Genomic DNA, 18,883 nt, shown 5'->3' with positions numbered 1-18,883 from the left:
GCTGGGGGAGCCGCTCGGCGCCGGGCACCTGAGCGCGGTGCGGTGGCTCGCCGCGGCGGTGGCCGCAGGCACACCGATCGCCCTGGCTGCCACCCTGAGCGCAAGCCCGGCATGGCATGTGGCCACTTCCGAGGACCAGCGACCGTGGCGACACCTCGACGCCGACATCGCCGACCTACTCGCCACCGGACGCAGCGGCATCATCGGCGTCGACGACTGCGAGACCGGCCCACAGGGTGACCGGCCACGCACGTTCGTGCAGACCTTCGGCCCGCGCTCACGGCTGATCCTGGTGGGCGCCAACGATTTCGTCCGCGCGCTCGCCACCCTGGGGTCGGCGCTCGGCCATCACGTGACCGTCGTCGATGCCCGCGCGGTGTTCGCGACCCGCGCGCGGTTCCCCGACGCCGACGAGGTGATCGTCGACTGGCCCCATCGCTATCTCGCCCACGAGATCGCCGAACACCGCACCGACAGGTCGACCTGCGTGTGCGTGATGACCCACGACACCAAGTTCGACGTGCCGGCGTTGCGCACGGCGTTGGGTTCCGACCGGGTGGGATTCGTCGGCGCGCTCGGTTCCCGACGGACCGTCGCCGACCGAAACGCCCGCCTCGTCGAGGCGGGCGTTACAGCAGATCAGTTGGCGCGGTTGCGTTCTCCGCTGGGTTTGGATCTCGGGGCACACACCCCGGCCGAGGTCGCCGTGTCGATCGCCGCTCAACTGATCGCCGACCGGCACGACGCCTCGGGGATGTCGTTGACGCTACGGAGTGGACCCATCCACCGGTGACCCCGAGGCCGGCGACTCCGCCGCGGGTTCGCCGGTGGTGGAATCGACGGCGATGTCGGAGGTGACCGACGACGTCGGGGCGGCCGACATGTCCTGTGCGGGAAGCACATGCTCACCGGTGCGGTCGCAGGACAGCGCCAGCGAACTGATGTACTGCTTCTCACCGTTCGGGCCGGGGACCGCCGAGGCGATCATGTCCGGGCGTTCGAACTCGATGCCGGTGACACAGCACAGCAGGCGCGCATCGGTCGGGTTGCCGTGCTCGTCGTACATCGGGATGTCGATGCCGTCGTCGTGACGACGCAGGTAGTACTTGCCCTTGGTGGCCAGCGCCAGGATCGGCGGCAACAAGACGGCGAGCACCAATGCCACCAGCGGCGAGTACGGCTGGATCGCATCACCGAAGACGTGGAAGTACACCAGGATCGAGGCTCCCGCCGACACGATCAGCGATCCGAACCCGACGGGGTTCACGTTGTGGATCATGCCGCGCCGGAACTCGGGCTGCTTGGGCGAGATCCCGAGCAGGTACTTGTTGATCGCGATGTCGGAGGCCACGACGGCGATCCAGGCGATACCGCAGTTGGCGTAGAAGTTGAGCAGGTTGTTTAGGAAGCTGAACATGTCGGCTTCCATCAACACGATGGCGATGAAGACGTTGAAGAACAGGAACACCAGTCGACCCGGGTAGGTCTTGGTGACGCGGGTGAAGGCGTTGGTCCAGGCCAGCGATCCCGAGTATGCGTTGGTGACGTTGATCTTCACCTGGCTGATGACCACCAGGATCACCGCGAGGGTCAGTGCGAGCCAGTGCGGCAGGAAGTCCTGATAGATCTCGACGAACTGATGCACCGGCTGGTTGGCGATCCCGGCGTTGTCGATGCTGATGCCGATGAGGTACACGGCCAGGAACAGGCCGACGATCTGCTTGATGGCACCGAAGAACACCCAGCCCGGTCCGGCGGTGAGGGTGGCGATCCACCACTTGCGGTTGTTCTCCGGGGTGCGCGGCGGCATGAATCGCAGGTAGTCGATCTGCTCGGCGATCTGCGCGATCAGCGACAGACACACGCCTGCGGCCAGCATGGTGCCGGCAAAGCTGACACCCTTGCCCAGCGGGTTGCCCGCCGAGTCGACACCGCTGAACGCGAAGAAGTCACCGATCGCCGACGGGTGCTTGATCACCAGGTACAGGAACGGCAGCACCATCATGATCAGCCACAGCGGGGTGGTCCACACCTGCAGTTTCGCCAGGGTGTTCATGCCGTAGATGACCAGCGGGATGATCAGCACCGAGGACAGCAGGTAGCCGATCCACAGCGGGATGTGCAGGCCCAGCTGGAGGCCCTGCGCCATGATCGAACCCTCGAGTGCGAAGAAGATGAAGGTGAAGGACGCGAAGATGACGTTGGTCAGCACCGAGCCGTAGTAACCGAATCCGCTTCCGCGCGTGATGAGGTCGAGGTCGATGTTGTACCGCGCGGCGTAGTAGGCCAGCGGATAGCCGGTCAGCACGATCACCACCGCGAAGAACAGGATGCCCCACAAGGCATTTCCCGTGCCGTTGGCGATGCCGATGTTGGCACCGATCGCGAAGTCGGCCAGGTAGGCGATACCGCCGAGGGCCGAGATCGCGACGACCCCCGGGCCCCACTTGCGATAGCTGCGCGGTGCGAACCGAAGTGTGTAGTCCTCCAAGGACTCACGCGCGGCGGCTGCCTGCGCACCAGTGGCGATGATGCTGTGTTCGGCGTTCTCGATCTCTCCGACCCCTGCGGAGAGATCGTCGGCTCCGTGGTGTTTTTTCGACACGCAGTCCCCTTCCAGGAATGAACTGCGATCACGCTAGGGCTGACGCGTTTCTGAAAGGCACCCCTGCATGTTTCGGGAACGTTACGCGCTCGGCAAACCGGGCAATCCGAACACCGGAGGCACCGAACCGATGGGCCCGAACTACTTTCCGGAGAAGCGTGGGGCTCGGCGCTCGGCGCGCGCGGCGCGGCCCTCGGCGAGATCGTCGCTGTGCCAGGCACGCATCATCGCGGCATGACGTTCCTCCGGTGCCACGTCCCGGGCGCCGTCGCCGTTGAGGACGAGTTTGTAGTGCTGCAGGGTCAGCGGCGCCAGTTCGGCGATGGTCGCCGCCCAATGCTGGGCGTCGGCCAGATCACCGATGCGATTGGCGAATCCGAGGTCGTGGGCCCGATCGGCCGAGAGTGGATCGCAGCCGATCAGCATCCCGGCGGCCTGCCCGGCGCCGACGAGTGAGACCAACCGGCGGATGGTCCATTCATCCACGGCGACACCGATTTTGGCGGCCGGGATGCCGGCGATCGCATCGGGTGCCATGACCCGCAGGTCGGCGGCCATGGTCAGCTGGAGTCCGGCGCCGAGCGCCGCACCGTTGACCGCGGCGATCACCGGGACCGGGGTCGACTCGATCTGCTGCAACGTGGCGACGAGGTGGTCGAGGAAGCCGGGGTCATACACCGGACCCGACAGGTCGGCGCCGGCGGAGAACGCACTGCCACGCCCGGTCAGCACGATCGCCCGTGCACCCGCATCGACCGCGGCGGTGAAGGCCGCGCCGAGAGCCTCGATCACCTCTCCGTTGAGAGCATTGCGCTTGTCGGGGCGGTCGAGTTCGATTGTCGTCACCGCACCATCTGCACTCGTTGCAATCATGAACGCAGAGCCTACCGAGCCGGTGGCCGACCGGAGGCCGGTACATGCCGCTCACATGGACATGACAGGCTGGCGGGATGCACACCGATACCGATGTCCTCGTCATCGGCGGGGGGCAGGCGGGATTGTCGGCGGCCTACTTCTTGGAACGCTTCGGGCTGCACGGACGGTATCGGCTCCTCGACCATTCACCCAGCCCCGGCGGCGCCTGGCAGTACCGATGGCCGACGCTGACCCTCGCCGCCGCAAATCATGTCCACGACCTGCCCGGATACGGGCTCGTCGAGGCGCTCGGCGTCGAGTGCGATCAGTTCCCGGCGGCCACCGCCGTCCCCGACTATTTCGGTCGGTACGAGGAGAAGTTCGGGCTGACGGTGGCGCGACCGGTCCACGTGCGCGCGGTGCACCGCGACGGTGACGGCTTCCGGGCGTCGATCGTGGCGCCCGACGAGCACGGCGAACGCCGGGAAACCGAGGTGACGACGCGGACGCTGATCAACGCCACCGGTACCTGGGATCGGCCGTTCATCCCGCACATCCCGGGCATCGGCGACTTCCGGGGACGCCAGTTGCACACCCACGACTACACCAGACCCGAGGAGTTCGCCGGACAACGCGTCCTGGTGGTCGGCGCCGGGATCTCGGCGATCCAACTCCTCATCGAGATCGCCCGCAACGCCCCCGAGGTCACCACGTTCTGGTGTTCGCGTACCGAGCCGCACTTCCGCGATGGACCCTTCACCCCCGAGGAGGGCCGGGCGGCGGTCGCACGTGTCGAGGAGCGGGTGCGTGCCGGCCTGCCGCCGACCTCGGTGGTGTCGGTGACGGGCCTGTCACTGACGCCGGCCATCGCCGCGGCCCGGCGCGACGGGATTCTGCAGTGGCGACCGATGTTCACCCGGATCACCGAGACCGGGGTGTGCTGGGATTGCGGTAGCGGTGACCTCGGGGTCGGCGATCTCAGGGGCGGCGATCTCGGGGACGGTACCGAACTCGACGTCGACGTCCTGTTCTGGAACACCGGATTCCGCAGTGCGCTGGACCATCTCGCGCCCCTGCACCTGCGTGCGCCGGGTGGCGGGATCACCATGACCGGCCGACTCGCCACGACCGTGGCCGCCGATCCCCGCATCCAATTGCTCGGCTACGGACCGTCGGCGTCGACGATCGGCGCGAATCGGGCGGGCCGGGAGGCCGCACGCGTGATCGTCGATCTGCTCGACGCCTCCTGATCAGCCGTTCACCGACAGCTCACCACGGCACGCGCCGGAGCTCGTGTAGCGCACGAGGGCGCCGAGGGTGTCGACAGTGACGTCGAAAGCCACTCGGCCCGAACCTGTCTCGATGCGCGCCACGGTGCTTGATCCGCCGAAGGTGCCGATGCGGGTCCACCCGGACGATGCGTCGCCGGAACCACCGCCCGGGGCGGTGTTCGTCCACGACACGCGCACGCGCTGATCGAATCCGAGCAGCGGTGGCGGCGTCGTCACCGTCAGCGACACGGTGCCCGAGCCCGCCGAGGCCACCGTGACCGAGCTCGTCGATCTCAGTAGCCCCAGATCGGCGAGATTCGGGTTCACATAGGTCATCGCGCAGAATCGCGTGGCCGGCGCGGCCTGCGCCGGTGCGAGACCGACCGTGGACGACGCGACCACCACGGCGGCGGTGACCAGGACTGGGGCGCTCACCCGGGCGGCACCGGGTATCGATCGGGCCATCGGAGGCCTTCTGTTCTCCCCCGAACTCGTTACCACCCACCCCTCGGGACACGAACGTCCTCACCGTGTCACGGGCGCGACCGAACCCGCGGCCCTTCGGCGGAAGAGCACACGAACGGACGACAGTTCCGCATGCAGACTTGACAGATTGTTGGGTTTTCCCAACACTTGGTTCTATGAGTCCGGTCAGACGGGGAGAAAAGCTCCCGATCTTCAACCGCATCGGCGTCCTGCGCGCCGAGCGTCGGATGTCTCGGGCCGCACTGGCGGCACTCGTCGGGATCAACGTGCAGACCGTCGGCGCTCTCGAACGCGGTGATCACTATCCGAGCCTCGACCTCGCCTTCCGCATCTGCGATGTGTTCGAGCTCCCCGTCGAAGCGGTGTTCAGTCGCACCGAATTCGGCGCGATGTCGGCCGAGCTGTACTCCCGCCGATCCAACGAAGGGACAGGTGCCTGATGTACGACCAGAATTCAGCCATCCCCGAAGAGGCACAGCCCGAACTGTGGCGACGCTATGACGAGTGGCGCGGTGAGCGTCACCGCCGTTTCACCGCACGCCACGCGCATCGGCTGCCCCGCTGGCGCAACCGCCGCGCCTACCGGCGCGTGGTCGTCGCCCAGGCGCTCGCCATCGCCCTGATGATCGTGGGTGCCGTCATCGGGTTCTTCTCCGACATCTGGTTCCTCCCGCCGTGGATACTCGGCGCGGTCGTCACGATCACCGCTCAGCGACTCCTGCGCATCATCACCGGCTCGGTCGGCGACGCACCGGTCAGCGCCCTCGACGAAATCCAGCTCGCCCAACGTAATTCGGCGCGCTCGATCGCTTTCATCGTGCTCTTCTCGCTGATGTTCATCCCGTACTTCATCCTGATCGCGATGTCGATCCCCGACCACATCGACCGCCAGGCGATCTACGGCGTCGCCATTCTGCTGATCTCGCTGGTACTCGCCGCCGGAGTGCTGCCGTCGATGCTCACCGCGTGGTGGATGGCCGACTCCGACCCCGAAGACTATGCCGAACCCGAATCGTCCACCTGGAAGGGAGAGCTCCGATGAGCGACCCGTTGATCATCGACGGCCTACACAAGAAATACGGTGACGTCGTCGCCCTGCACGACATGACCTTCACCGTCCAACCCGGGGAGATCTTCGGCTTCGTCGGCAGCAACGGCGCCGGCAAGTCCACGACCATGCGGATCATCCTGGGCGTACTGGCCGCCGACTCGGGCACTGTCGCACTCGGCGACCGCCCGATCGACCTGCCCACCCGTCGTCGTATCGGCTACATGCCCGAGGAGCGCGGACTCTATCCCAAGATGAAGGTCGGCGATCAGTTGCGCTTCCTCGCCCGGCTGCACGGGATGTCGGCGGCCCAGGCCGACGAGTCGGCGCACCGCTGGACCGAACGTCTCGGCGTGGCATCACGTTTCGGCGACAACGTGGCCGATCTGTCGTTGGGCAACCAGCAGCGCGTCCAGCTGGCGGCCGCACTCATCGCCGACCCCGCGGTCCTGGTTCTCGACGAGCCGTTCTCCGGCCTCGACCCGGTCGCCGTCGACGTCATGAGCGACGTCCTCAAAGAGAAAGCGGCCGAGGGCATCCCGGTGATCTTCTCCTCACACCAACTCGACCTCGTGCAGCGCCTGTGCGACCGCGTGGGCATCGTCGTCAAGGGACAGATGCGCGCGCTGGGCAGCGTCGAGAGCCTGCGCGCCCGCGGCGGGGTGACCCTCGAGGTCGAGGGCCCCGGCATCGGAACCGCCTGGGCCGACGGTATTCCCGGGGTTCTCGACGCCGACTACGGACCGACCACGCTGCTGAGCATCGACCCCGACTCCGTCGATGACCAGCAGGTGCTCGCCGCGGCCCTGCACACCGGGCCGGTACACCGCTTCACCAGATCCACACCGTCATTGACCGACATGTTCCGAGAGGTGGTATCGGCATGAGCACCCCAACCCAGACCCTGCCCCCGACCGCACCCGACGGCGGTGCCGGCGCGATGACCTCGGTGTGGCTCATCGCCGAACGCGAGATCTCCACCCGCGCCCGCACCAAGTCGTTCCTGTGGAGCACCATCGCGCTGATGCTCGTCATCGTGATCGGGCTGATCGTCTGGAAGGCGTTCAGCGGCGGCGGCACCGACACCGACAAGGTCGGCATCGTCGGCGCCGACACCTCCCTCTCGACGACGGTCACCGAGGTCGGCAAGGCCGCCGGCACCCCCGTCTCGGTGCGGACCGTCGACTCCCCGGCCCAGGCCCGTTCCCAGGTCGACAGCGGTGATCTCGACGGCGCGATCGTCGTCGGACCGTCCGGGTCCTTCACATTGATCAGCAAAAACGGACTCTCCGACACGCTCTCGGGTGTGCTGCGTTCATCGATCTCCCAGACCACCCTCGCCACCGGTCTGGCCCAACGCGGTGTCGATGCGGCCGATCTGCCACGTGCCACGATCGCCGAGGATCAGACCCAGCCGGCCAAGCCCGGCAACGGCCAGCGGATCATCATCGCCATCGTCGGGGCGATGCTGCTGATCATGGCCATCATGCTCGGCGGCAACATGATCGCCGTCGGCGTCGTCGAGGAGAAGACCTCACGCATCGTCGAGCTGCTGCTGGCCACCGTCAAACCGCTGCACCTGATGTGGGGCAAGATCCTCGGCATCGGCGTCGTCGCGCTCGGTCAGGTGGTGGTGCTCGGCGCGACAGCCCTGATCGCCGGTGCGGCAACCGGAATGCTCACCATCGCGGGCACCGCGGTCGGGATGTTCGCGGCCACCCTCATCTGGTTTCTCCTCGGATTCGTCTTCTTCGCCACGCTGTACGCCGCCGCCGGAGCGCTGGTGTCCCGTCAGGAGGAACTCGGGTCGACCATCATGCCGCTGACCGTGCTGTCGATGGCGGTGATGTACGCGGGGATCTTCGGAATCCAGGCCCTCGACTCCACCTTCATCCAGGTGCTGACCTGGATTCCGCCGTTCTCCGCCGTGCTGGTACCCATCCGGATCGCGACCGGTGACACCGATGCCATGCAGATCGTCATCACCCTGATCCTGATGATCGCGGCCTGCGCGGTGGCCACCTGGATCGCGGCGCGGATCTACCAGCGGTCGATCCTGCGGACCGGCAGCCGGGTGAAGTGGTCCGAGGCGCTGTCGATGACCCGGTGACATCCCACGACCCGGTGACTCACCTCGCGGGGACCTGCTCCGGTTCGTCGTCGGCGACCGGCGCGGGTCCGTGCGGCACGAAGTCCTTGGATCGGATCATCACCAGTGCGCACACCCCACCGAGCACGGCAACCACACCGCTGACCCAGAACAGCAGGTTCAGTCCGTCGGCGTAGGCGGCGTGGACGCCACCGGCCGGGTGGTCGTGCATAAAACTGGTCATCCGCGAGCTGAACAGCGATCCGTACACGGCGATGCCCACCGCGATGCCGATCTGACGAAAGGTGGTGTTGATGCCCGAGGCCATCCCGGACCGGTGCACCGGCACCACACCGACCGCGGTGGCGGCCAGCGGCGGATTGACCAGGCCACTGCCGATGCCGGCGATCACGAGCCCGGGGATCAGATGGGTCCACGACGAGCCGGCGTCGAGCCCGGTCATCAGGAACAGTCCGCCGCCCACCGCCACCAGCCCGGGGCCGATCAGCCATCGCACCGGCATGTGCTCGGAGAGACGGCCGGCGATCGTCGCGAAGATCATCGTGCAACCCGACATCACCAGCAGCCGCAGGCCGGTCTGCAGGGCCGAGAAGCCGAGCGAATTCTGCAGGTAGAGAACAAGATAGAGCAGCATCGCGAACAGTGACCCGTTCATCGTGAAGGCCGCGATCAGCCCACCACCGAAGGTCGGGATGCGCAGCAACCCCAGATCGAACATCGGCTGCGCGACGCGCAGTTCGACGATCACGAAGGCCACCAGGAGCACCGCGGCCGCCGCGAAGCACCCCAGCACCAGGCCGTCGGTCCACGACCGCTGCCCCGCCTCGGTGAGGCCGTACACACCGACGAGCAGTCCCGCGGTGAAGGTGAGCACTCCCGGCCAGTCGATGCGCCGCGCGTGCGGCGAGCGCGACTCGTCGACCATCCGCAGCGTCAGGTACAGGGCGACGATGCCGATGGGCAGGTTCACCAGGAAGATCGCCCGCCAGGTGATACCGGTGGTCAGCACACCGCCGAGGATCGGTCCGAGAGCCGTCGCGATGCCGGTGACCGCACCCCATGCGCCGAAGGCCAGTCCGCGTTCACGGCCGTGGAAGGTCGCGGCCAGCAACGCCAGCGACGTCGCGAAGAGCATCGCCCCGCCGATGCCCTGCAGCGCCCGGGACACGATGAGCATCGTCGGGTCCTGCGCCACCCCGCACAGCAGCGAACCGAGGGTGAAGATGACCAGCCCGATCGAGAAGATGCGGCGTCGGCCGAATTTGTCCGAGATCGATCCGGAGGTCAGCAACAGCGACGCCAGCGCCAACGCGTACGCGTCGGTGACCCACTGGAGCTGGGAGAAGCTCGCTCCGAGAGTCTGCTCGATGTCGGGAAGTGCGACGACGACGATCGTGACGTCGAGCAGCAGCATGAATGTCGCCGCGCAGACGACGACCAGAGTCCACCATTTTCTTGCCATGCCCAAAGTCTGGCGACCCGAACGACCATTCGTCGCCCTCGATCCGAGCAGACGTAGGATTCCAACCATGAGCGCCCGAATCGCGTTGGAATCCTCCACCCTTGACACCCTGGATGCGCAGATCACCCGGGCGCTACAGATCTCACCGCGGGTGGCCTTTGCCGAACTCGCCGAGATCCTCGACGTGGCCGAACAGACGGTGGCCCGACGCTACCGACGGATGCGCCGCGACGGATACCTGCGGGTCACGATGACCGCCGATCTGCACGGCACCGGCGGCGCCAACTGGCTCGTACGCGTGCGCTGCCGACCGGAGGGAGCCGACACCATCGCACGGGCGATCGCCGCGCGCGGCGACGTGTCGTGGGTCTCGATCTACGGGGCCGGCTGGGAGGTCGACTTCAACCTCCGAGCCCCCGCCGACGCCGAGACGCACGAGCTGCTGCACCAGATGTTGCCGAGGTCCGCGCCGGTGCTCGACGTCGCACCTGCCGAGATCCTGCATACCTACATCGGCGGAGCGGGCGAGCATCAGGACACGTGGAGCGGTGTACTCACATCCGCGCAGACCGCGGCGTTGCGGGCGACGGCGCCACCGGTGGTGCCGTCGAAGGGTGTTCGGGCGGAGCTCGACGACATCGACCGCCTCCTGATCGACGAACTCGGCCGGGACGGCCGGGTCGCATATTCGACGCTGGCGCGCACTGCGGGGAGTACGCCCGGGAAGGTGACGCGTCGCGTGGAACGTCTCGTCGGCTCCGGGGTGGCCTACTTCCATGTGGACCTGGCAACCGCGGCAATCGGTTTGCGCAGCAACACATTATGGCTCACGGTCGCGCCGCGATCACTCGCCGCAGTGGGGCGGGCGCTGGGTACCGATCCCCGAATCCCGTTTGCCGCCGCGGTCACCAGCCGTGCCAATCTGACCGCGAACGTGATCGGCGCAGGCCCCGACGACTTCTATTCCTTTGTCACCGAAGACCTTGCAAGGCTGGACGGGATCACCGGTTACGAACTCGTCCCACTGCTGCGCCGGGTGAAACATGCGGGCGCACTCGTGCACGGCGACAAACTCGCGCCACCTCATATCTCGCCGAAACGACGCAGCGCCTCTTCCCGTTCGGCCTTGTGATCGACGATCGGCTCCGGATAGTCGTCGGTGCCGCACTCGGGCACCCACTGCGCGACATATGCGCCGTCCGGGTCGAACTTCTTGGCCTGCGCCTCCGGGTTGAACACCCGAAAGTACGGCGCCGCATCGGTTCCCGTGCCGGCCGCCCACTGCCAGCCGTGCTGGTTGGACGCCATGTCGCCGTCGAGGAGCTGATCGAGGAACCACCCCGCACCCCACCACCACGGCAGGTGCAGATCCTTGACGAGAAAGGACGCGGTGACCATCCGCACCCGGTTGTGCATGAACCCGGTCTGCGCGAGCTGGCGCATGCCGGCATCGACGAGCGGAAAACCGGTGCGCCCCTGCTTCCATGCGTCGAATCGCCGGTCGGCGGCGGCGTCGGTGTCGAGGTCGATGCCGTCGAACTGGCGATTCCAGTTGTGCCACGCCGACTCCGGCCAGTGATGGAGGACATCGGCGTAGAAGTCGCGAAATGCCAACTCGCGCAGGTACGCCTGCGCACCGTTGCCGGTGCCGGTCAGGTCCGCGGCCAGGGTGCGCGGGTGGATGTTGCCGAACTTCAGGTACGCCGACATCCGGCTCGTCACATCGAGATCGGGCCGGTTGCGGTCGTCGTCGTAACCGGCGAGATCCTCGGCGACGAACTCGGCCCACCGTGCCAGGGCGGCCGCCTCGCCGGCTGGGATGTCGGTCGTCGTGGGCGCCTTGGGGATTCGGATGCGACCGGAGCGGGTGAGGTCGGACGGGTCGAGAAGATCACCGGCGGTGACCGACGTCGACGCGGGTTTACGCCACCCGTGATCACGCCATTGCCGGTGGAACGGCGTGAAGACCTTGTAGGGGCTGCCGTCGGCCTTGGTGACGCGACCGGGCGACACCAGGTACGGCGATCCGACCGGCTCCCACGACACGTCACCGGCGTCGTCGAGCGCCGCGATCACGGCCTCGTCGCGACGACGCCCGAACGGCGAGAAGTCCTCGGAGACATGCACCGACGACGCACCGACGGCCTCGACCAGCCGGGGGATCTCCTCGTCGGGACGACCCCGCACGATAAGGAGTCGACCGTCGAGGCGCTCATCGAGCTCGCGGAGCGAATCGAAGAGGAACGCCAGACGCCGGTCGCCGGCGGACTTCTCGAGCCGGGGGTCGAGAACGAAGCAGATCAGGACGCGATCGGCGGCGTCGAGCGCGTCGGCGAGCGCCGGCAGATCACCCAGACGCAGATCACGGCGCAACCACAGCAGAGCCGTACCGGTCGGCGTCTCCGACGTCGACGCGGCCGACCCGCCTCGGGTGCGCTTGGCGGCGGAGATTTATCCCACGCCCAGCAGATCGATGACGAACACCAGGGTGCGGCCCGAAAGTCGGTGTCCTGCACCGGGCGGACCGTAGGCCAGGTTCGGCGGCACGGTCAGACGCCGGCGGCCGCCGACCTTCATTCCCGGGATTCCCTCTTGCCAGCCCGGGATCAGCCGCTCGAGCGGGAAGTGCGCGGACTGACCGCGATCCCACGACGAGTCGAACTCCTCGCCCGACTCGAAATCGACTCCCACGTAGTGGACATCGACGACGTCACCGCGCTGGGCCTGCGCTCCGTCACCCTCGACGAGATCGACGACCTCGAGTTCGGCGGGGGCCGGGCCCTCCGGGAATTCGACTTCTGGCTTTTCGGCACTGGTCATCGGGACTCTCCTTTGAGTCATCGGTTCTCTGGTGGCTCGGGTCCCTCGTGGACGAGAGTGCCCGTCGGGGTGGGCGAGCGCCTCAGCGATCCCCGCGTGCGATGTAGTCGCGCTCGGTGTAACCGGTGTAGAGCTGGCGCGGGCGCCCGATCTTGCCGGTCGGATCGGTGTTCATCTCCCGCCAGTGCGCGATCCAGCCGGGCAGCCGGCCGAGTGCGAACAGCACGGTGAACATCCGGGTCGGGAAGCCCATGGCGCGGTAGATGACGCCGGTGTAGAAGTCGACGTTCGGGTAGAGCTTGCGCTCGATGAAGTAGTCGTCGTTGAGCGCGACCTCTTCGAGGCCCTTGGCGATGTCGAGCAGGTCGTCCTGCACGCCGAGGGAGGTGAGGATCTGATCGGCGGTCTTCTTCACGATCGCCGCGCGCGGGTCGTAGTTCTTGTACACGCGGTGTCCGAAGCCCATCAGCTTCACGCCGGCTTCCTTGTTCTTGACCTTGGTCATGAACGCCTGGGTGTCGCCGCCGGAGTTCTTGATGTCCTCGAGCATCTCGAGCACGGCCTGGTTGGCGCCACCGTGCAGCGGGCCCCACAGGGCGTTGATGCCACCGGAGATCGAGGTGAACAGGTTGGCCTGCGACGAGCCGACCAGCCGGACCGTCGACGTCGAGCAGTTCTGCTCGTGGTCGGCGTGCAGGATGAACAGCATGTCGAGGGCCTTGGCGACCTCGGGATCGACCTCGTACGGCTCGGCCGGGAAGCCGAAGGTCATCCGCAGGAAGTTCTCCACCAGGCTCAGCGAGTTGTCCGGGTAGAGGAACGGCTGGCCCGCCGACTTCTTGTAGGCGTAGGCCGCGATCGTCGGCAGCTTGGCCAGCAAACGGATCGTCGACAGTTCGACCTGCTCGGGATCCTTGGGGTCCAACGAATCCTGGTAGTACGCCGACAACGCGTTGACGGCGCTGGAGAGCACCGGCATCGGGTGGGCGTTGCGCGGGAATCCGTCGAAGAACCGCTTGAGATCCTCGTGCAGCAGGGTGTGCCGCTGGATCTTGTTGGTGAACTCCTCGAGCTCGGTCGGGGTCGGCAGCTCGCCGTAGATCAGCAGGTAGCTGACCTCGATGAAGGTCGACTTCTCGGCCAGCTGGTCGATCGGGATACCGCGGTAGCGCAGGATGCCCGCGTCGCCGTCGATGTAGGTGATCGACGACTTGGTGGATGCGGTGTTGACGAAACCACCGTCGAACGTGGTCAATCCGGTCTCGGACAGGAACTTGCCCAGTTCGACCGAATCGCTGCCCTCGGTGGCCTTCAGGATCGGGAGCTCGAGTTGCCCACCGGGATAAGTGAATGTTGCCGAAGCCGCATCGGTTGTGCCGTCGGCCGGGACTGTTTCAGCGGACACTCGTGGACCCCTTTACTCAGGTGCGAGATTTTCCTCTTCGCCCATTACGGGCTCTTGAGAACCTAACCTAGTCTCCCCCGAGCTCGCTCGCCCACGGAGGGTCCGCCCCCGGACGCGAGACGGTGATCCCCGCCACCTTCACGGCGAACCGCGCCACCTCGCGCCACTGCTCGTCGTCGAGGTCGCGCACCGCGGCCGACGACAGTGCACCGGCACGGTCGAGTTGGTGGAGGATCGCGCCCATGATGCTGTCACCAGCGCCGATGGTGTCGGCAACGGTCACCCGCGGCGCCGGGATACGACTCGTACCCGACGCGGTGACGACGTCGATACCGTCGGCGCCCGCGGTCACGAGCACCGCGCAGACCCCGGCCTCGAGCCAGTCGGCAGGACGCGAACCGTTCGGTCCGCGTCCGAGCCACTCGGCGTCCTCGTCGGAGAGCTTGACCACGTCGACGGCGTTCATCCACGACGCGAAGCGGGCGCGGTAGGCGTCGGCGTCGGCGATGACGGCCGCCCGGATGTTGGGGTCGCAGAGCACGAGCCGCCCCTCCTCGTGGCAGCGACGCATCGTCGACTCGTACACGCTCGCACCGGGCTCGAGAACCAGTGACAGCGTGCCGAAGCCGAGCGCCGCGACCGTCGGCGCGAACGGCCCGGGGTCGGCGACGAGGCGGTCGGCGGTGCCCTCGACGTAGAACGAGTAGTGGGCGGCGCCGTCGGCGCCGATGGTCGCCAGGGCCAGCGAGGTGGGCTCGGAACGTCGTTGGACCAGGGTGGTGCCGACGCCGCTGTGCCGCAACGCCGACATGATGGCCTCGCCGTAGTCGTCGGTCGACACCGCCGAACAGAACGAGACCGCACTTCCCAGCCGCCCCAAGGTGATCGCGACGTTGAACGGTCCCCCGCCCAGGGCCGGCTGCAGCGGCGGCAGTTGCCCTCCACCGACAGTTGGTGGAGCTGTGGCTACCACGTCCACCAGCGCCTCGCCGCACACGACGATCTCCCTCATCGACCGATCCCGACGACTTTGCACGTCCATCCCGTCTTCACGGCATCAGTCTGCCATCGCCGGTGGCGTCGATGTCGGCTATGGGCGAAACGACGACGAGACCAAAACAGCAGTGGGCGGGTAGATTCGACGGATATGAACGAGTTGCCCGCGGGACGCGATGCGGTGCTCCTCGACTTCGGCGACGACCCGGTCGCGGTGCGTCGGGCGCAGCGGGCACTGCGTGCGGCGAGCGAGGCGGGCGACCTGATCGGTGTCACCGAGATCGTGCCCAGCGCATCGACCGTCCTCATCCAGTTCGAGCTCGGCGTCGGCGCGGACTCCTTGGGCATCCACCGGGTGTTGCGCGGTGCGGTCACCGACGACGACACGACGCCGGACACCGACGACGAGGTGACAATCGAAGTGCATTACGACGGCGCCGATCTCGACGCGGTCGCCACCACCCTGGGGTGCGGGGTCGGTGATGTGGTCGCCGCGCACACCGCGACGAGGTGGCGCGTCCAGTTCATGGGTTTCGCACCGGGATTCGGCTACCTCGTCCCCGAGGATGCCGACAACCCGCTCCTCCGGATCGGCCGGCGCGCGCAGCCGCGCACCCGGGTGCCCGCCGGCGCGGTGGCCGTCGCCGCCGGATACAGTGCGATCTATCCGCGGACGAGCCCCGGTGGATGGCATCTCTTGGGCCGCACCGGTATCCACCTGTGGGACGAAACAGCGAATCCGCCGTCGTTGCTGGCCCCTGGCACGCTGGTGCGATTCGTCGACGCCGCCCGCAGTGACGCCGGAGAATCACGGTGAGCGCGATCGAGGTGATCCACCCCGGCCCGTTCGCGACGATCCAGGATCTGGGTCGGCCCGGGCTGGCCCATCTCGGCGTCCCCCGGTCGGGTGCTGCCGACCTGGTGTCGATGACACTCGCCAATCGTCTTGTCGGAAACCGCGAATCAGCGGCCGTCATCGAGGCGACGTTGGGCGGGATACGGATTCGGGCGCTGCGCGGGCTGCTGATCGCGGTGACCGGGGCGGGTGCGCAGGTACTCGTCGACGATGTGCCGGTCGGCCTCGGTGCGACCGTCACCGTGACCGCGGGCTCGGAACTGGCCGTGTCGGCGCCGACATGGGGTTGTCGCAATTACGTTGCAGTGCGGGGCGGAATCGACGTCGGCGCGGTCCTCGGTTCGCGGTCCACCGACACGTTGTCGGGGCTTGGGCCGCCGCCGTTGTCGGCAGGTGATCTGCTCGAGGTCGGCATCGAGAGCGGGCCATGGCCTGCGGTGACGCATGCGCCGGTCGAGGCAACACCACCGCCGGTCGCCGAACTCGATGTGAGCGCAGGTCCGCGTTCCGGGCACCTGCACCGGGTCGGGGATCTGATGGTCGGCGAGTGGGTGGTGAGCGCCGACGCCGACCGGGTCGGGGTGCGGCTGGTGCGGCCCGACGAGTCGGATCATCCGTTGTTGCACCATCGTGCCGATGTCGGCGAACTGGCCTCGGAAGGCGTTGCCCACGGAGCGGTTCAGGTCCCACCCAATGGGCAGCCGGTACTGTTTCTCGCCGATCATCCGGTGACCGGTGGCTATCCGGTGGTGGCGGTACTCACCGCCGGGGCACTGGCGCGGGTCGGTCAGCTGGTCGCCGGCAACCGGGTGCGTTTCCGCTCTCGGTAAGTGCCGGCGACCAACCGGCACCGGTCACCACAGGTCGTAGCCGACATTGACGGTCGGGTAGCCGGTGTCGATGTGTGCGTTGATCCAGTAGTTGCCGCTGGTGGTTCCGGTGGCGTTCAGATTGACTGCACCCCTGGCGTTCTCGATGTTGTAGACCGCCTTGGGGCCGAATGCGCCGATCCGGTAGGTGACCATGACGTTCTCCGATGAGCTGTGCGGTGCGTTGGAGACGATGATCTCGGTGGCGCCGGGAGCCAGCTGCGCCCGCGGGGACTGCACCCACTGCCCCGCTCCGGGAGTGGCGCCCTGCAGGAACTCGGTGCGGTTGGTGTGGTTGGTGATCGTCATGGCCACGGTCGGCTCACCGGGATGGGTGATCGGCACGGTACCGGCGGTGGCCAGACCCGCTCCGCCCAGCACCAGTCCGGTGCCGACCCCGAGGCCGGCGAGACCGATGAGTGCGCGGTTACGGAAGCGGCGGGCTGTGGTGATCGTGTTCATGGGGGTCTCCCTTGCGTCCGTGGCCCGCCGGGTGTGTGGCCGGCGGTCCGTGGTGTTTCTGACACCCATGACTCTGCCGTCGATGAGCGGTTCGCCTCTTCACCTGACCACCGATTCACCGGAGGAACCATGCCTCCCCCGATCGGGGGAGCCTTGACTCCGGCGTGAGACGCTTCTAGTCTTTCGTCTCATGACCCAGGTTGCGTCCCCACCCGACACCGCAGTGCTTGGCCCGGACTCGTTGACCTGGCAGATCTGGGGGACGTGGACCGGCATGTTCCAGGGCCTGTGGGCGGGATCGATGCAGAACATGCATCCCAAGTTGGGGCAGGCCGTCTGGGATCACTCGGACTTCTTCGGAGAGAGATGGCAGCGTCTGCTGCGGTCGTTGTATCCGATCAGCGGCGTCGTCTTCGATCCGGTGGCCACCGATGGTGCGGCCGCGACCGGCCATGAGGTGCGCGACTATCACCGCACCATCAAGGGCACAATGCCGGACGGATCACGTTATCACGCACTCGATCCCGACGTTTTCTACTGGGCGCACGCCACCTTCTGGTACGGCAACGTTCGGCTCTGCGAGCGATTCGGACCTTGGCTCACCGAAGCCCAGAAACGCCAGTTGTTCGAGGAGTCCAAGGTCTGGTACGCGCAGTACGGCGTGTCGATGCGACCTGTTCCCGAGACCTACGAGGACTTCCTCGAGTACTGGGACCACATGTGCCGCAATGTACTCCGCGATCACGAGTCGGTACGCACCGTCCTCGACATCGGCTCGCTACCACCCCCACCGTTTCTGTCGTTCATCCCGGAGGGGTTGTGGCGTCGTCACATCGCACCGCGGAACGCGCGCTTCTTCGTGTGGCTGACCACCGGCTTCTACGATGAACCCATCCGCGAGATGATGAACCTGCCGTGGAGCGAGGCCGACGAACGACGATTCCGCCTGCTGGGCAGGGTGATCAACCTCGTGATGCACCAACTGACGCCGAAACGCTATCTCCGGCATCCCCGCCCGCGTGACGCATGGGACCGCGTCCGCGGACGCGTACCGCACTCCGCACCCCTGGTGGAGACGCCCGCCCGCAACCTGCCGCCAGAAGCCGAGCGCGACAACCCGATCCACTACTGCCCCGTGCATGCCGCCCGCACCGCCGACTATCCAACGCACGTCCACGCATCACTCTGACCGACGCCCTTCTCCCGATGGTCGAGGTGCCTTTTCTTGGTGGTCGAGGCATTCTTTCCAGGTGGTCGAGGTGCGACGAGCGCAAGCGAGGAGCCTCGAGACCCGGTGAGCCGTAGCTGGTTCCACCCCACAGCGGAACTCCGTCACCGCGGGTAGGTGACAATCACCTGCCCACTCCACCGACTCCGCCACTGCACCCGCCGATCGGTGTAGAGCGTCGGCACCCACTCGGCGAGATGCTTGCGCTGATGATCAGCCCCACACAACGGGATCAGATCACCGAGCACCGTCCAGCCTCCCGCCTCGGGGTCGGCATGGTTGAACGGCCGCCAATGATCAAGGTCGCACAGATGTGACGGCATGCCGCAGTAGGGGTATCGGCACCAGGCGTCGTTGGCCAGCACCTCAGCGCGCAAGGTGGCGCTGGGTGCATAGGTCAATGCCCCAGG

General features: G+C 67.1%; 20 protein-coding genes. 10 read left to right on the top strand and 10 right to left on the bottom strand.

Annotated elements, in window-relative coordinates:
- The coding region (locus tag B1964_RS05180; RefSeq protein ID WP_079929098.1) for an XdhC family protein at positions 1-793 on the top strand (793 nt) is incomplete at its 5' end.
- Here B1964_RS05180 and B1964_RS05175 read toward each other — a convergent pair.
- Both B1964_RS05175 and B1964_RS05170 read right to left on the bottom strand, forming a co-directional pair.
- Positions 767-2,605, bottom strand: a complete 1,839-nt coding sequence (locus B1964_RS05175) for a cytosine permease (protein ID WP_079929096.1) — start codon at positions 2,603-2,605, stop codon at positions 767-769. The genes B1964_RS05180 and B1964_RS05175 overlap by 27 nt on opposite strands.
- A gap of 141 nt (positions 2,606-2,746) precedes the next feature.
- Positions 2,747-3,478 carry an enoyl-CoA hydratase gene (locus B1964_RS05170; protein WP_035727110.1) on the bottom strand — a complete coding sequence of 244 codons (732 nt, stop codon included), beginning with the start codon at positions 3,476-3,478 and terminating at the stop codon, positions 2,747-2,749.
- Between the two features lie 77 nt (positions 3,479-3,555).
- Here B1964_RS05170 and B1964_RS05165 point away from each other — a divergent pair, with 77 nt between their 5' ends.
- A complete protein-coding gene (locus B1964_RS05165; RefSeq protein WP_079929095.1) occupies positions 3,556-4,710 on the top strand; it encodes an NAD(P)-binding domain-containing protein in 1,155 nt (384 codons plus the stop codon).
- Here the strand turns inward: B1964_RS05165 and B1964_RS05160 are convergent, their stop codons facing one another.
- Positions 4,711-5,166: a hypothetical protein gene (locus B1964_RS05160; protein WP_253193892.1), complete on the bottom strand. Its 456-nt coding sequence runs from the start codon at positions 5,164-5,166 to the stop codon at positions 4,711-4,713. It abuts the gene before it with no gap.
- Between the two features lie 206 nt (positions 5,167-5,372).
- On the opposite strand from B1964_RS05160, the gene B1964_RS05155 reads away from it, so the two are divergent.
- From B1964_RS05155 to B1964_RS05140, 4 genes are read left to right on the top strand one after another with little or no spacing between them, the layout of a single operon-like run.
- Positions 5,373-5,657 carry a helix-turn-helix transcriptional regulator gene (locus tag B1964_RS05155; RefSeq protein ID WP_006368244.1) on the top strand — a complete coding sequence of 95 codons (285 nt, stop codon included), beginning with the start codon at positions 5,373-5,375 and terminating at the stop codon, positions 5,655-5,657.
- Positions 5,657-6,259, top strand: a complete 603-nt coding sequence (locus B1964_RS05150; RefSeq protein WP_014361231.1) for a hypothetical protein — start codon at positions 5,657-5,659, stop codon at positions 6,257-6,259. The genes B1964_RS05155 and B1964_RS05150 overlap by 1 nt, the downstream gene beginning before the upstream one ends.
- Complete coding sequence (locus B1964_RS05145; protein ID WP_079929093.1) at positions 6,256-7,152, top strand: ATP-binding cassette domain-containing protein; 897 nt, start codon at positions 6,256-6,258, stop codon at positions 7,150-7,152. The genes B1964_RS05150 and B1964_RS05145 overlap by 4 nt, the downstream gene beginning before the upstream one ends.
- Positions 7,149-8,375: an ABC transporter permease gene (locus B1964_RS05140; RefSeq protein WP_079929092.1), complete on the top strand. Its 1,227-nt coding sequence runs from the start codon at positions 7,149-7,151 to the stop codon at positions 8,373-8,375. Before B1964_RS05145 ends, B1964_RS05140 begins: the two co-directional genes overlap by 4 nt.
- Positions 8,376-8,394: 19 nt before the next feature.
- On the opposite strand, the gene B1964_RS05135 is transcribed toward B1964_RS05140, so the two are convergent.
- Positions 8,395-9,837 (bottom strand): MFS transporter, encoded by a 1,443-nt coding sequence (locus B1964_RS05135; RefSeq protein WP_079929091.1) that lies wholly within the window; start codon positions 9,835-9,837, stop codon positions 8,395-8,397.
- A gap of 67 nt (positions 9,838-9,904) precedes the next feature.
- On the opposite strand from B1964_RS05135, the gene B1964_RS05130 reads away from it, so the two are divergent.
- The gene (locus B1964_RS05130; protein ID WP_079929090.1) at positions 9,905-10,969 is read left to right on the top strand and encodes an AsnC family transcriptional regulator; all 1,065 of its coding nucleotides are present in this window, start codon (positions 9,905-9,907) and stop codon (positions 10,967-10,969) included.
- Here the strand turns inward: B1964_RS05130 and B1964_RS05125 are convergent.
- From B1964_RS05125 to B1964_RS05110, 4 genes are all read right to left on the bottom strand, one after another.
- Positions 10,921-12,210, bottom strand: a complete 1,290-nt coding sequence (locus B1964_RS05125) for a deoxyribodipyrimidine photo-lyase (RefSeq protein ID WP_079929089.1) — start codon at positions 12,208-12,210, stop codon at positions 10,921-10,923. The two genes, B1964_RS05130 and B1964_RS05125, sit on opposite strands and share 49 nt — an antisense overlap.
- Positions 12,211-12,288: 78 nt before the next feature.
- Positions 12,289-12,657 (bottom strand): FKBP-type peptidyl-prolyl cis-trans isomerase, encoded by a 369-nt coding sequence (locus B1964_RS05120; RefSeq protein WP_006368237.1) that lies wholly within the window; start codon positions 12,655-12,657, stop codon positions 12,289-12,291.
- Between the two features lie 82 nt (positions 12,658-12,739).
- Positions 12,740-14,062 (bottom strand): citrate synthase, encoded by a 1,323-nt coding sequence (locus tag B1964_RS05115; protein WP_079929088.1) that lies wholly within the window; start codon positions 14,060-14,062, stop codon positions 12,740-12,742.
- Positions 14,063-14,129: 67 nt separating this feature from the next.
- Positions 14,130-15,074 (bottom strand): carbohydrate kinase, encoded by a 945-nt coding sequence (locus B1964_RS05110; protein ID WP_079929097.1) that lies wholly within the window; start codon positions 15,072-15,074, stop codon positions 14,130-14,132.
- A 135-nt stretch (positions 15,075-15,209) separates the two neighbouring features.
- Here B1964_RS05110 and B1964_RS05105 point away from each other — a divergent pair, with 135 nt between their 5' ends.
- A complete protein-coding gene (locus B1964_RS05105) occupies positions 15,210-15,875 on the top strand; it encodes a carboxyltransferase domain-containing protein (RefSeq protein WP_079929087.1) in 666 nt (221 codons plus the stop codon).
- The gene (locus B1964_RS05100; RefSeq protein WP_079929086.1) at positions 15,872-16,744 is read left to right on the top strand and encodes a biotin-dependent carboxyltransferase family protein; all 873 of its coding nucleotides are present in this window, start codon (positions 15,872-15,874) and stop codon (positions 16,742-16,744) included. Before B1964_RS05105 ends, B1964_RS05100 begins: the two co-directional genes overlap by 4 nt.
- A gap of 24 nt (positions 16,745-16,768) precedes the next feature.
- On the opposite strand, the gene B1964_RS05095 is transcribed toward B1964_RS05100, so the two are convergent.
- Positions 16,769-17,245 (bottom strand): hypothetical protein, encoded by a 477-nt coding sequence (locus B1964_RS05095; RefSeq protein WP_079929085.1) that lies wholly within the window; start codon positions 17,243-17,245, stop codon positions 16,769-16,771.
- 190 nt (positions 17,246-17,435) lie between these two features.
- Between B1964_RS05095 and B1964_RS05090 the strand changes: the two genes are divergently transcribed.
- The gene (locus B1964_RS05090) at positions 17,436-18,434 is read left to right on the top strand and encodes an oxygenase MpaB family protein (protein ID WP_079929084.1); all 999 of its coding nucleotides are present in this window, start codon (positions 17,436-17,438) and stop codon (positions 18,432-18,434) included.
- 143 nt (positions 18,435-18,577) lie between these two features.
- On the opposite strand, the gene B1964_RS05085 is transcribed toward B1964_RS05090, so the two are convergent.
- On the bottom strand, positions 18,578-18,883 hold a 306-nt coding region (locus tag B1964_RS05085; protein ID WP_139765631.1), incomplete at its 5' end, for an HNH endonuclease signature motif containing protein.

It is taken from the genome of Gordonia sp. i37 (genome assembly GCF_002043085.1).
GTDB lineage: Bacteria > Actinomycetota > Actinomycetes > Mycobacteriales > Mycobacteriaceae > Gordonia > Gordonia polyisoprenivorans.
The sequence above is the reverse complement of the archived record's forward strand: the minus strand, read 5'-3'. Positions and strand labels throughout refer to the sequence as shown.